This window comes from Sphingomonas sp. CROZ-RG-20F-R02-07 (assembly GCF_022662335.1).
In the GTDB taxonomy this organism is placed as follows: Bacteria; Pseudomonadota; Alphaproteobacteria; order Sphingomonadales; family Sphingomonadaceae; genus Sphingomonas.
Genome location: NZ_JAKNQJ010000002.1, coordinates 69,400 through 82,236 on the forward strand (window position 1 = coordinate 69,400; position 12,837 = coordinate 82,236).

Genomic DNA, 12,837 nt, shown 5'->3' on the forward strand with positions numbered 1-12,837 from the left:
GCATGAGCTTTCGCAACATCTCGGCCTGGGCGATCCGCAACCCGGTGCCGCCGATCGTCCTGTTCCTGGCGCTGACGCTGGCGGGCATCCTGAGCTTCATGCGCATGGACGTGAACGACCAGCCGGACATCGATTTCCCGGTCGCGATCGTCATCATCAGCCAGCCGGGCGCCGCGCCCACCGAGCTGGAAACCCAGGTGACTCAGCGGATCGAGGCCGCGGTGCGCTCGCTCCAGGGCATCGACGAGATCGACTCGACAGTGACCGAGGGCCAGTCGCAAACCGTGGTCCAGCTCGCGATCGGCACGCCGATTGACCGCGCGGTGAACGACGTGCGCGATGCGATCGCGCAGATCCGCGGCAACCTGCCCGAGGGGATCCTGGAGCCGCAGGTGTTCCGCGCGAACACGACGGGCAACGATCTGGCGAGCTATTCGGCGGTCGCGACCGACATGACGGTCGAACAGCTCAGCTGGTATATCGACAACACGGTGGCCAAGGAGCTGCTGTCGGTGCCCGGCATGGCCGAGGTGGACCGCAACGGCGGCGTCAGCCGCGAGATCCGCGTGATCCTCGATCCGCTGAAGCTGCAGGCGCAGGGCCTGACCGCGAGTTCGGTCAACGCGCAGCTTCGCGCGGTGAACCTGAATGCCGCGGGCGGCCGTGCGCAGATCGCGGGTTCCGAACAGTCGGTCCGCGTGCTGGGCAACGCGCGCAACGCGAACGATCTGGGGATGACTCAGATCAACGTCGGCAATGGCCGCACCGTGCGCCTGTCCGACCTGGGGGTGGTGCGCGATCTGTTCGCCGAACGCCGCAGCCGCGCGGCGGTGGACGGCCGCCAGGCGATCAGCTTCGATTTCCAGCGCGCCAAGGGTGCCTCCGACGTCACCGTGTTCAACGAGGCAGTGAAGAAGCTGGAGGCGCTCGAGAAGCGCAATCCGTCGGTCCACTTCATCCAGCGCCAGAACAGCGTGAAGCGCACCGAACAGCAATATGACAGCGCGATCGAGGCGATGATCGAGGGCGCGGTGCTCGCCGTCATCGTCGTGTTCCTGTTCCTGCGCGACGTGCGCGCCACCGCGATCTCGGCGCTGGCGATCCCGTTGTCGGCGATCCCCACCTTCTGGTTCATGGATCTGATGGGCTTCACGCTCAACCAGATGACCTTGCTCGCGCTGTCGCTGGTGGCGGGCGTGCTGGTCGACGATGCCATCGTGGAGATCGAGAACATCGTCCGCCACATGCGGATGGGCAAATCGGCCTATCAAGCGTCGATCGACGCGGCCGATGAGATCGGTCTCGCCGTCCTCGCCACCACCATGTCGATCGTCGCGGTGTTCCTGCCCGTGGGCCTGATGCCGGGCGTGTCGGGCCAGTTCTTCAAGAATTTCGGGCTGACGGTCGTCGCCTCCGTGCTCATGAGCCTCGCCGTCGCGCGCCTCATCACGCCGATGATCGCGGCCTATTTCCTGAAGGCCCACGGGCAGGCCAGCCATGGCGAGGGGCGGCTGATGGACGGCTATATGGCCACGCTGCGCTGGACGCTGCGCCGCGGCGCTCCGGCCGGCGCGGTCGCGGGCTTCGGGCGCCGGTTGCTGGCGCGCGCGCGCGACCATCGGCTGTGGGTCGCCGGCTTCGGCGTGTTCGCCTTCCTGATGACGGTGGTGATGTTCGGCGTGCTGCCGATGACGTTCCAGCCGTCCACCAACGAGGATACCTCCACCGCGACGATCGAGATGGTGCCGGGCACCACGCTCGACCAGACCGATGCGGTGGTGACGCGCGTCGCCAACATGCTGCGCGCGCGCAAGGATGTGGTCGAATCGGTCTATGCCCGCACCGGTTCCAATGGCGCGGTGAACACCGGCCGCGTGACCGCCACGCTGAATGACAAGCGCACGCTGACCAGCACCGAGTTCGAACGCAGCATGGCGCCACAACTCGCCGCCATCCCCGATGCGCGCGTCGCATTCCGCTCGCAGTTCAGCTTCGGCGGCAGCAGCCGCGATCTGAACGTGACGCTGGGCGGCGACGATCCTGTGCTGCTCCAGAACACTGCCAACCGCATCGTCGCCGAGATGGCGAAGCTGCCGACGGTCACCGCCCCGCGCGTCAGCGGCAATCTCCAGCGGCCCGAGATCGTCATCAAGCCGCGTTTCGACCTGGCGGCGAATCTGGGGGTGACGACGCAGGCGCTCTCCACCGCGATCCGGATCGCCACGCTGGGCGATATCGACCAGAACAGCGCGCGCTTCTCGCTTTCGGATCGTCAGATCCCGATCCGCGTGGCGCTCGACGAGAATGCGCGTTCCAGCCTGTCGACGATCCAGAACCTGCCGGTGCAGACCGCGACCGGCGGGTCGGTGCCCCTGAGCCTCGTCGCGGATATCGGCTTCGGTTCGGGGCCGACGAAGATCGACCGCGTGAACCAGCAGCGCCAGATCTCGCTCGGCGCGGATCTCGCACCCGGCGTGGTGACGGGCGTCGCGCAGAAGCAGATCCATGATCTGCCCGCGATGAAGAACCTGCCGCTGGGCGTGACCGAACTGACGCTGGGGCAGAGCAAGTGGCAGGCGGAAATGCTCGTCAACTTCCTGGTCGCCGTCGTGGCGGGCACGTTCCTCGTCTTCGCGGTGCTGGTGCTGCTCTATCGCCGCGCGCTGCCGCCATTCGTCAACATGGGCTCGCTGATGCTGGCGCCGCTGGGCGGCCTGCTGGCGCTGTGGGCGACGGGCAATCCGCTGTCGCTGCCCGTGTTCATCGGGCTCCTGATGCTGCTCGGCATCGTGGCGAAGAATTCGATCCTGCTGATCGACTTCGCGCTGGAGGAGATGAACAAGGGCGTCGACGTGCTGAGCGCCATCCTCGACGCCGGGCACAAGCGCGCGCAGCCGATCGTCATGACGACCGTGGCGATGGTGGCGGGCATGATCCCGACCGCGCTGTCGCTCAGCGGCGACGGATCGTGGCGCGCGCCGATGGGCATCACCGTCATCGGCGGCCTGCTGCTGTCGACGTTGCTTACGCTGCTGATCGTGCCGGCGACCTTCAGCCTCGCGGTGGGGATCGAACGCTTCGTAGGGCCGCGGCTCGGCCGACGCCTGCTCACCTATCGTCCCGGCGACGATGGTTCGCGGGTGATCGAGGGGCCTGCGCATCCCGGCGCGATCGGCTTCCACGATGGCCCGCATCCCGCCGAATGATCCGGTTCGATCGGCGTCCGTCCTGAACAATCCCGCCGCTGGGGGATTGTCCGGGGCATGACCATGCCTGCCCGATCCGCCAGCGAAGCGCCCCCCGCCGGGCTGGTCCGGATGCGGATCATCGCGACCGGATTGCTGATCGCGATGGCCGCGCTGTTCCTGCTGGCGCGCGGGCTCGACGCGCGCCATCCCGGCTGGGGCCCGAGCTGGGGCTATGTCCGCGCCTTTGCCGAAGCCGCGATGGTCGGCGGCCTGGCGGACTGGTTCGCGGTGACCGCGCTGTTCCGCCACCCGCTCGGGCTGCCGATCCCCCACACCGCGATCGTGCCGCGCAACAAGGATCGGATCGGCGACACGCTGGCGCAGTTCCTGCGCGCCAATTTCCTGATCCCGGCGGTGATCGCCAGGCGGATGCGGCGGCTCGACGTGGCGGGCGCCATCGCGCATTGGCTGACCGATCCGCCCGAGGGCGCTGGCGGACGTTTTCGCGGCGGCGCGTCGCGGATGGTGGCGCAGGTGCTGGAGGGGCTCGATCCGGCGCGGCTGGGCGGCATGGTGAAGGGCGCGGTCGTGACGCGGCTGCGCGAGACCGAGGCCTCCCCGATCCTCGGCCAGTTGCTGAAGGCGGCGATTGCCGAGAACCGCCACGCGCCGATGCTGGAGGCGGCGATCCGCTGGGGTGCCGCGACGCTGCGCGAAAACGAGCAGCTCGTCCGCGCGATGGTGCATGATCGCGCCGGGTCGATCCTGCGCTGGACGGGTCTGGACGAGACGGTGAGCGACAAACTGATCGCCGGGCTCGACAAGCTGCTGGACGACATGGCCGCCGATCCGCAGCACCCGCTCCGCCAGAAGGCCGAACTCGGGCTCGATCGGCTGGCCTGGGATCTGCAATATGACCCGGCGATGCGCGAACGCGTCGAGGGGATGAAGGCCGCGGTGATCGACAATCCCGCCATGCAGCGCTGGATCGAGGGGCTGTGGGAACAGGGGCGCCGTGCGCTGCTGGCCATCGCCAACGATCCCGAGGCGGCGATGGCGGGGCCGATCGGCGCGCTGCTGCGGCAGGTGGGCGACACGCTGCAACACGACCCGCGGCTGGGGCCGACGATCAACCGCTTCGTCCGCCGTGCCGTCGTGGGCATCGCCGCGGACTATGGCGACGGCATCGTCCGGCTGGTGTCGGAGACGGTGCGCGGCTGGGATGCCCAGACGATCACGCGACGCCTGGAAAATGCGGTGGGGCGCGACCTGCAATATATCCGCGTCAACGGCACGCTGGTGGGCGGCCTGGTCGGCGTCGCGATCCATGCGGTGGACGTGCTGCTTTAGCGCAGGTGACGTCAGGGCGATCCAGCCTCTCGGTCCATTCGTGCTGAGCTTGTCGAGGCACCTTGTCTGCCGTCGAGCATGTGCGTGTGGAACAGGCCCTTCGACGAGCTCAGGGCGAACGGATCGCGGTGACGGTATCAAACGCTAGCGACGGGCGGATCGATGCGACGGTTCGGTTCGTCCTACGCCGCATCCACCTTGCCGATCCCGCGACTTTGACGCAAAGGTGATGGCGATGAGCGCGACAGCCGATTTCAAGCAGGACGGCACGGGCGGCGGAACGTTGCGCTTCAGCGGCAACCTCTCGCTCGCCTGTATCGGCGATCTGCCGCAACGCCTCGAGGCGCTGGACGGCACCGTCAAGCGTGTCGACCTGTCGGGCGTCGAGCGGATCGACACCGTCGGCGCCTGGGTGGTCCACCGTTTCGCCGCGCGCCACGACGCCACGGTCGAGGGGCTGGGCGAGGATAGCCGGCATCTCATGGACCAGGTGGTCGCGGCCGATCAGCCGGTGGCGATGCGCCCGCAGCATGTCGGCGCGTTCGTGCGCGTGCTGGGCGAGATCGGCAACGCGGTGGCGCTCACCGGGCGCACCTTGCTCGGGCTGCTCGGCTTCCTCGGCGCGACCAGCCTGGCGATGGGGGCGATGATCCGCCACCCGCGCCGCTTCCGCTTCAACGCCGTGGTCCAGCAGTTCGAGGTGGTCGGCGTGGCTGCGCTCGCGATCATCGGCCTTATGAGCTTTCTGATCGGCGTCGTCATCGCGCAACAGGGTGCGGTGCAGCTGCGCCAGTTCGGCGCGGAGGTGTTCACGATCAACCTGGTCGGCCGGCTGACGCTGCGCGAGATGGGCGTGCTGATGACCGCGATCATGGTCGCCGGGCGTTCGGGCTCGGCCTTTGCGGCGCAGCTCGGAACGATGAAGCTGACCGAGGAAATCGACGCGATGCGTACGATCGGCGTGTCGCCCATGGAGGCGCTCGTCGTTCCGCGCACGATCGCGGCGATCATCATGATGCCGCTGCTCGGCTTCTATGCCTCGATGGTGGCGCTGGTCGGCGGCGGGCTGCTGGTGTGGATCACCATCGGCGTCCCGCCCGTCACCTATGTGCAGCGCATCCGCGAGGTCGTGCCGATCACCGATCTGTTCATCGGGCTCATCAAGGCGCCCGTGTTCGGCGCGATCATCGCGATCGCTGGCTGTTTCCAGGGCATGCAGGTCGAGGCCAACGCCGAACAGGTCGGCCTGCGCACCACGTCGGCGGTGGTGCAGGCGATCTTCCTCGTGATCGTGCTCGATGCCTTTTTCGCGGTGTTCTTCACCTGGGTGGGGTGGAACTGATGCCGCAGGTGGGCAAGGGTTCGGACGAGATCCTCATCTCGGTCAAGGGGCTGAAGAACCGCTTCGGCGAGCAGCTCGTGCACGACGGCGTCGATCTGGACGTGCGGCGCGGCGAGATCCTGGGTGTCGTCGGTGGCTCGGGCACGGGCAAATCGGTGCTGATGCGCTCGATCATCGGGTTGCAGACGCCCGAGTCCGGCGAGATCACGGTGTTCGGCGAACATATCATCGGCCGCGAAGCGACCGAGGCGACCGACGTGCGCAAGCGCTGGGGCGTGTTGTTCCAGGGCGGCGCGCTGTTCTCGACGCTGACCGTCGCCGAAAACGTGCAGGTTCCCTTGCGCGAATTCTACCGCGAGCTCGATCAGGCGCTGCTCGACGAGATCGCGTCGTACAAGGTGGTGATGACGGGCCTGTCAGCCGATGCGGGGCCGAAATATCCCGCCGAGCTGTCGGGCGGCATGAAGAAGCGCGCGGGGCTGGCGCGCGCGCTGGCGCTCGATCCCGAACTGCTGTTCCTCGACGAGCCGACCGCGGGCCTCGATCCGATCGGCGCGGCGGCGTTCGACACGCTGACGGAGTCGCTCCAGAAGACGCTGGGGCTGACCGTCTTCCTCATCACGCACGATCTCGATACTTTGTACGCGATCTGCGACCGGGTGGCGGTGCTGGCGGACAAGAAGGTGATCGCGGTCGGCACGATCCCGGAATTGCTCGCGCTCGACCATCCGTGGATCGAGGAATATTTCAAGGGGCCGCGTGGCCGCGCTGCCGTCGCCACGCAGGAGGCGCATGCGCGTGCCGACGAAGAGGCCGCCCGGCACCCGACCGAGGTGCAGGTCAACCAAACCGCCGAGGATCGCGCGCCTGCGACCTATGCCGAAGACAATGCACCCGAGAACCGCCGCGCGGCTGCCGGGAAGGAAGCAGGGGCTAGCTGATGGAAACCCGTTCGAACCATGTGCTTGTAGGGGCCATCGTGCTGATCCTGCTCGCCGTGCTGGCGCTCTTCACCGTCTGGATCGCGCATCTGGGCGGTTCGTCGGAGAAGGAGTATGACATCTTCTTCAAGACGTCGGTCGATGGCCTCGCCAAGGGTTCGGCGGTCACCTTCTCGGGCGTGCCGACGGGGCAGGTGAAGGAGATCGCGCTGTGGAAGCCCGATCCCCAGTTCGTGCGCGTGCGCGTGACCGTCAACAACGATACCCCGATCCTCCAGGGTACGACCGCGACCATTTCGGGCGTGGGCTTCACGGGCGTCAGCCAGGTGTCGCTCGACGGCGCGCGCAAGGGTGCGGCGCCGATCGGCTGCCCGGAAACCAATCCGCAGCAGCTCTGCCCGTACGGCGTGCCCGTGATCCCGACGAAGCAGGGCGGCCTGGGCGCGATCCTCAATTCGGCGCCGCAGCTTCTCGAGCGGTTGTCGACGCTGACCGAGCGGCTGACGGGCATGCTGTCGGATCGCAACCAGGCGTCGATCGCCGGCATTCTCGACAACACCAACCAGTTGACCAAGGCGCTGGCGAACCGCGGTCCCGAGATCGCCGCCACGCTGGCGCAGACGCGAGTCGCGATCCAGCAGGCGGGCGACGCCGCCCAGAAGATCGGCCAGCTGGCCGAGACGAGCAACGGCGTGCTGACCGATGACGTGAAGCCGGCGATGCAGAACCTCAACCAGGCGATCGCATCGGCCAAGCAGAGTGCCGACACGCTGAACGCGGCGGTGGGCGATGCGCGGCCGGGGCTGCAATCCTTCTCGAAGCAGACCATCCCCGAAGTGGGTCAGTTGGTTCGCGACCTGCGGATCATGGCCGAATCGCTCTCCTCCGTCGCCAACAAGGTGGATCAGCAGGGCGCGGGCTCGCTGATCGGCCAGCAGAAGCTTCCGGATTATAAGGGCAAATGACGATGAAGACGCCGTTCCTCCTCCTCGCTGCCCTGCCCCTCGCCGGCTGCATCAGCTTCGCCGCCAAGCCGCCGCCCTCGCTGCTGACGCTCAGCGCCGATGCGAGCGTTCCCGTCGGGCAGGACCAGAGTTCGGGCACCGCCAAATCGGTGACGATCCAGGTGCCGTCGGTGCCGCAGAGCCTGGCGACCGCGCGCGTGCCGGTGCAGGCAACGCCCACCTCGATCGCCTATGTGAAGAACGCGCTCTGGGCCGAGCCTCCGGCGCGGCTGTTCGCTCGGCTGCTGTCGGACACGATGACGGCGCGTACCGGGCGGGTGGTGCTGTCCGGCGCGCAGTCAACGATCGATCCGGGCGCACGGCTGAGCGGCGAATTGCGCAGCTTCGGGCTCGATGCCGCGACGCAGAGCGCGGTGGTGGTGTTCGATGCGTCGCTGATCCGCGTGAACACGACGACGATCGAAAAGCGGCGTTTCGAGGCGCATGTGCCGGTGGGCGCGATCGACGCGACATCGGCCGCGCCCGCGATCAGCCAGGCGGCGAATCAGGTCGCGGTGCAGGTCGCCGACTGGGTAGGGCGGTAAGCCCGCCGCTCCGCCCGATGCGGAGCGGCCGCCCGGCGCGGCTCAGCGGTTCATGACGCTCCGTACGCCCTGAGCCGGTCGAAGGGTCTGTTCCGCAAGCAAAGGTCCGCCCACGAAGAGCGTGCTTCGACAGGCCCGGCACGAACGGGTTTGCAGACCGATCGGACCAACGTCACACCCGTTTAACCCAGCCCCTCGAGCTGCTCCGCCAGTTCGAGCCAGCGCATCTCGGCCGCATCCTTCTCGGCGCGGGCGGTTTCCACCGCCTTGGTCAGCCGCACGAAACCCGCATGATCGCGCGTGTAGAGATCGGGCTTGCCCAGCGCCGCCTCGTCGCGGGCGATCTGCGCGTCGAGCGCCTCGATGCGCGCGGGGAGCTGGTCGTAATCGCGCTGGTCCTTGTAGCTGAGCTTGGTGCGCGCCGGGGGTGGTGGAGCGGCCGGGCTGGGCTTGGCCGAGGCGCGTTTCGCCTCGGTCGAGGGCTTGCGGCGGCGTTCCCAATCCTCGTAGCCGCCCGCCACCACATCGACCGTGCCGCTTCCGTCCAGCCCCAGCGTGATCGTCACGGTGCGATCGAGGAAATCGCGATCGTGGCTGACGATCAGCACGGTGCCGTCGTAATCGGCGATCACCTCCTGCAACAGGTCGAGCGTCTCCAAGTCGAGATCGTTGGTCGGCTCGTCGAGCACCAGCAGGTTCGACGGCCGCGCGAACTCGCGCGCCAGGAGCAGCCGCGATCGCTCGCCGCCCGACAGCGACCCGATCTTCGCCTCGACCATGTTCGGATCGAACAGAAATTCCTTCAGATAGCCGTGGATGTGCTTCTTGGTGCCGAGCACCTCGATCCAGTCTCCGCCATCGGCGACCACCTCGCGCACCGTCTTTTCCGGCGCCATCAGGCTGCGCTGCTGATCGATCACCACCGCGTCGAGCGACTTGGCGAGCTTGATGCTGCCGCCATCGGGTTCGATCTCGCCGGTGAGCAGCTTGAGCAGCGTCGATTTGCCCGCGCCGTTGCGGCCGACGATCCCGATCCGGTCGCCGCGCGTGACGCGCAGGGTGAGGTCGCCGATGATCGTGCGGCGCGACTCCCCGGCGCCGAAGCCCTTGGTCACATGCTTGGCGTCGATCACCACCTTGGATTTGGCGTCGTCGGTGCCGGTGACGAGATTGGCCGATCCTTGCGGCCCCATCATCGCCGCGCGTTCGGCGCGCATCTCCTTCAATTGCGTCAGGCGGCCTTGGTTGCGCCGCCGCCGCCCCGTGACGCCGCGCAGCAGCCAATGCTCCTCGATCTTCAGTCGAGCATCGAGCCGCTCGGCCTGGCGCGCCTCTTCGGCATAGACCTGCTCGGTCCAGGCCTCGAACCCGCCGAAGCCGATCTCGGCGCGGCGGATCGCGCCGCGGTCGAGCCACAGCGTCTGGCGGGTGAGGCGGGTGAGAAAGGTGCGATCGTGGCTGATGACGACGAAGGCGCCGCGGAAGCGCTTCAGCCAATCCTCCAGCCATTCGATGGCGGCGATATCGAGATGGTTGGTCGGCTCGTCGAGCAGCAGCACGTCCGGGTCCTGCGCCAGCGCGCGGACGATCGCCGCGCGCCGCCGCTCGCCACCACTGGCGGATGCGGCATCGCGGGACAGGTCGATGCCGAGCTGGTCCGCGATCGCGTCCGCCTCGTGAGGCAGGGGCGCATCGGCGCCTCCCATGACATAATCGCGCAGCGTCGCGACGCCGCGCAGATCCGGCTCCTGTTCGAGCATCACGATGCGCGTGCCGGGTACGACGGTGCGGCGGCCCTCGTCCGCATCGACGCTGCCGCCGATCAGCTTCAACAAGGTGGTCTTGCCGGCGCCGTTGCGGCCGATCAGCGCGAGCCGGTCGCGCGGGCCGATATGGATGTCGAGGTGGCGAAAGAGCCAGCCGGAGCCCTGAACGATGCCGAGGTCTTCATAGGATAGAATGGGTGCTGCCATGGCCGGGCGGCCTAACGATGTAGCGACGCGAAATCGAGGCCTAAGCGCGGCCGGACGGGCAAGGGCGCGCGGCTTCGCGTTCACAGGCTGTTCAATGCGGCATGGCTATGCCACCTCTCATGACGATGCCCATCGCCCTCCTTCTTGCGCTGACCGCGCAGCCGATGCCCGAACAGGCACCGGACCAGCGCCATAGCGACCAGATGCGCGCCTTCGAGGCACGGCGGGAGGGGCGGCTGCTGCCGCTGCGCGAGATCGAAGGGCGCGTCGTGCCCACGATGCGCGGCGCGCAGTATCTCGGCTTTGACTTCGATGCGGGGGCCGGCATTTACACGCTGAAGTTCCTGCGCAATGGAGCCGTGATCTGGGTCGAGGTCGATGGCCATTCGGGGCAGATCGTCGGCCGCACCGGCCGCTAGAATTCCATGCAATCCGGGAGAGACACATGCGCGTTCTGATCGTCGAGGACGAGCCCCATCTCGGCCAGCAGTTGAAGGCCACGCTGGAGGGTGCAGGCTATGCGATCGATCTCGCCACCGATGGCGAGGAGGGCCATTTCCTCGGCTCCACCGAAAGCTATGACGCGATCGTGCTGGATCTGGGCCTGCCCGAGATCGACGGACTGACCGTGCTCGATCGCTGGCGCAAGGAGGGCCGCACCGCGCCGGTGCTGGTGCTCACCGCGCGCGACAGCTGGTCGGACAAGGTCGCCGGGCTCGACGCCGGCGCGGACGATTACGTCGCCAAGCCGTTCCAGACCGAGGAGCTGATCGCCCGGCTGCGCGCGTTGATCCGCCGGGCGAGCGGCAACGCCTCGTCCGAGCTGACCGCGGGCGACGTGCGGCTCGACACGCGCAGCGGCAAGGTGACCAAGGCCGGCGATCCGGTGAAGCTGACGGCGCAGGAATACAAGCTGCTCAGCTATCTGATCCACCACAAGGGCAAGGTGGTGAGCCGCACCGAGCTGATCGAGCATATCTACGATCAGGATTTCGACCGCGATTCGAACACGATCGAGGTGTTCGTGACGCGCATCCGCAAGAAGCTCGGCCAGGACGTCATCACCACGATCCGCGGCCTTGGCTACAGCCTCGAAGATCCCGACGCGTGAGCGCTGCGGTGGGATGACGGGCGTGGACGAGGCGCGATCCTCCGCGCGCACCACGGGCTCGCTGTCGCGGCGCATGATCCTGATCGCGGCGGCGTGGATCGCGCTGTTGCTGTCGGGCGGGGGCTTTGCGCTCGACCGGGTGCTGGCGAGCGCCGTGACGCGCAATTTCGACGACCAGCTCGAATATGTCCTCACCGCCCTGATCGTGTCGTCGGAGATCGGCCCGGACGGCGAGGTGATCTTCAACCGCGAGCCTGCCGACCAGCGTTTCCTCGAGCCGTATTCGGGACTCTACTGGGAGGTGTCGGCGACGGGGCGAGAGCCGTTCCCGTCGCGCTCGCTCTGGGATCGGCGGCTCGGCTATGGCGGCCCGCATACCGATCGCAGCGTGCATTCGTACGACAGCGACCAGTTCGCCGGCGAACGGCTGCGCATCCTCGAACGCGACGTGACGCTGCCGGGCTCCAAGGTGAAATGGCGCTTCCAGGTGGCGCAGACCCGCGACGGGCTGGACGCGCAGATCGCGGCGCTTCGGCGGACGCTGGTGCGCAGCTTCGCCCTGCTGGGCCTGGGGCTGATCGTGCTGGCCGCGCTCCAGACCTTCTATGGCCTATGGCCGCTCCGCCGGGTGCGCGAGGAGATCGCGCGGATGCGGGCGGGTCAATCGAGCCGCATCGGCAGCGCCATGCCCATCGAGGTGGCGCCGATGGTTGAGGAGCTGAACGCGCTGGTGGCGCATAACGAGCGCCAGGCGGAGGAGGCGCGGCGTCATGCGGGCAATCTCGCCCATGCGCTGAAGACCCCGCTGACCGTGCTGATGAACGCCGCGACCGCGCATGCGGACGATCTGGACGAGACGGTGATCCGCGAGACGCGGACGATGCGCCGCCAGGTCGACCACCATCTCGCCCGCGCCCGCGCCGTCGGTCGGCGCGGCTCCGCGCACAGCCGTGCCGAAGTGTGGCCGAGCCTCGAATCGGTCGAGCGCGCGGTGGGGCGGCTGTATCGCCATGTCCGCATCGACGTGGACGGGCCGCGCGACCTGTCGGTCCATGTCGAGCGGCAGGATCTCGACGAGATGCTGGGCAATCTGATCGAGAACGCCGCCAAATATGGCGGCGGCAGCGTATTCGTGACGGTGGGCGCCGAGGCCGGATTTGTGGAGTTCCTCGTCGAGGATGACGGCACCGGCATCCCTGAAGAGGAGCGGACGCGGATCTTCGATCGCGGCGCGCGGCTGGATACGAGCAAGCCCGGCACCGGGCTCGGCCTCGCGATCGTCCGCGACGTGGCGGAGATCTACGAGGGCACCGTCAGCCTGGAGGAGAGCGAGGATCTCGGCGGGCTGCTCGTGCGACTGAGGCTGCCGGCAGCGCCCTGACG

At 67.9% G+C, this 12,837-nt stretch carries 10 protein-coding genes; 9 read left to right on the forward strand and 1 reads right to left on the reverse strand.

Going from position 1 to position 12,837, the window contains the following annotated elements:
• The first annotated feature begins 2 nt into the window (after positions 1-2).
• The 6 genes from L8H00_RS04220 to L8H00_RS04245 all read left to right on the forward strand — a co-directional run bounded on the left by L8H00_RS04220 (position 3) and on the right by L8H00_RS04245 (position 8,370).
• Positions 3-3,206: an efflux RND transporter permease subunit gene (locus L8H00_RS04220; RefSeq protein ID WP_242095997.1), complete on the forward strand. Its 3,204-nt coding sequence runs from the start codon at positions 3-5 to the stop codon at positions 3,204-3,206.
• Between the two features lie 57 nt (positions 3,207-3,263).
• Complete coding sequence (locus L8H00_RS04225) at positions 3,264-4,538, forward strand: DUF445 domain-containing protein (RefSeq protein WP_242095998.1); 1,275 nt, start codon at positions 3,264-3,266, stop codon at positions 4,536-4,538.
• Positions 4,539-4,773: 235 nt separating this feature from the next.
• On the forward strand, positions 4,774-5,880 hold the full coding sequence (locus L8H00_RS04230; protein WP_242095999.1) for an ABC transporter permease: 1,107 nt from the start codon (positions 4,774-4,776) through the stop codon (positions 5,878-5,880).
• A complete protein-coding gene (locus L8H00_RS04235; RefSeq protein WP_242096000.1) occupies positions 5,880-6,821 on the forward strand; it encodes an ABC transporter ATP-binding protein in 942 nt (313 codons plus the stop codon). The genes L8H00_RS04230 and L8H00_RS04235 overlap by 1 nt, the downstream gene beginning before the upstream one ends.
• Positions 6,821-7,786: an MlaD family protein gene (locus tag L8H00_RS04240; protein WP_242096001.1), complete on the forward strand. Its 966-nt coding sequence runs from the start codon at positions 6,821-6,823 to the stop codon at positions 7,784-7,786. Before L8H00_RS04235 ends, L8H00_RS04240 begins: the two co-directional genes overlap by 1 nt.
• 2 nt (positions 7,787-7,788) lie before the next feature.
• On the forward strand, positions 7,789-8,370 hold the full coding sequence (locus L8H00_RS04245; protein ID WP_242096002.1) for an ABC-type transport auxiliary lipoprotein family protein: 582 nt from the start codon (positions 7,789-7,791) through the stop codon (positions 8,368-8,370).
• Between the two features lie 182 nt (positions 8,371-8,552).
• Here the strand turns inward: L8H00_RS04245 and L8H00_RS04250 are convergent, their stop codons facing one another.
• Positions 8,553-10,343, reverse strand: coding sequence for an ABC-F family ATP-binding cassette domain-containing protein (locus L8H00_RS04250; RefSeq protein WP_242096003.1), 1,791 nt, complete (start codon positions 10,341-10,343; stop codon positions 8,553-8,555).
• 119 nt (positions 10,344-10,462) lie between these two features.
• Between L8H00_RS04250 and L8H00_RS04255 the strand changes: the two genes are divergently transcribed.
• The 3 genes from L8H00_RS04255 to L8H00_RS04265 are packed head-to-tail and all read left to right on the forward strand — an operon-like array spanning position 10,463 to position 12,835.
• The gene (locus L8H00_RS04255) at positions 10,463-10,762 is read left to right on the forward strand and encodes a hypothetical protein (RefSeq protein ID WP_242096004.1); all 300 of its coding nucleotides are present in this window, start codon (positions 10,463-10,465) and stop codon (positions 10,760-10,762) included.
• 26 nt (positions 10,763-10,788) lie between these two features.
• Positions 10,789-11,454, forward strand: a complete 666-nt coding sequence (locus L8H00_RS04260; RefSeq protein ID WP_242096005.1) for a response regulator transcription factor — start codon at positions 10,789-10,791, stop codon at positions 11,452-11,454.
• A gap of 13 nt (positions 11,455-11,467) precedes the next feature.
• Positions 11,468-12,835, forward strand: coding sequence for an ATP-binding protein (locus tag L8H00_RS04265; RefSeq protein WP_242096267.1), 1,368 nt, complete (start codon positions 11,468-11,470; stop codon positions 12,833-12,835).
• Positions 12,836-12,837: the final 2 nt, after the last annotated feature.

Coding starts and splice junctions, on each gene's coding strand:
- L8H00_RS04230 (WP_242095999.1), top strand. CDS start 4,774: ATGAGCGCGACAGCCGATTTCAAGCAGGACGGCACGGGCGGCGGAACG.
- L8H00_RS04260 (WP_242096005.1), top strand. CDS start 10,789: ATGCGCGTTCTGATCGTCGAGGACGAGCCCCATCTCGGCCAGCAGTTG.
- L8H00_RS04240 (WP_242096001.1), top strand. CDS start 6,821: ATGGAAACCCGTTCGAACCATGTGCTTGTAGGGGCCATCGTGCTGATC.
- L8H00_RS04250 (WP_242096003.1), bottom strand. CDS start 10,343: ATGGCAGCACCCATTCTATCCTATGAAGACCTCGGCATCGTTCAGGGC.
- L8H00_RS04245 (WP_242096002.1), top strand. CDS start 7,789: ATGAAGACGCCGTTCCTCCTCCTCGCTGCCCTGCCCCTCGCCGGCTGC.
- L8H00_RS04225 (WP_242095998.1), top strand. CDS start 3,264: ATGACCATGCCTGCCCGATCCGCCAGCGAAGCGCCCCCCGCCGGGCTG.
- L8H00_RS04255 (WP_242096004.1), top strand. CDS start 10,463: ATGACGATGCCCATCGCCCTCCTTCTTGCGCTGACCGCGCAGCCGATG.
- L8H00_RS04220 (WP_242095997.1), top strand. CDS start 3: ATGAGCTTTCGCAACATCTCGGCCTGGGCGATCCGCAACCCGGTGCCG.
- L8H00_RS04235 (WP_242096000.1), top strand. CDS start 5,880: ATGCCGCAGGTGGGCAAGGGTTCGGACGAGATCCTCATCTCGGTCAAG.
- L8H00_RS04265 (WP_242096267.1), top strand. CDS start 11,468: ATGACGGGCGTGGACGAGGCGCGATCCTCCGCGCGCACCACGGGCTCG.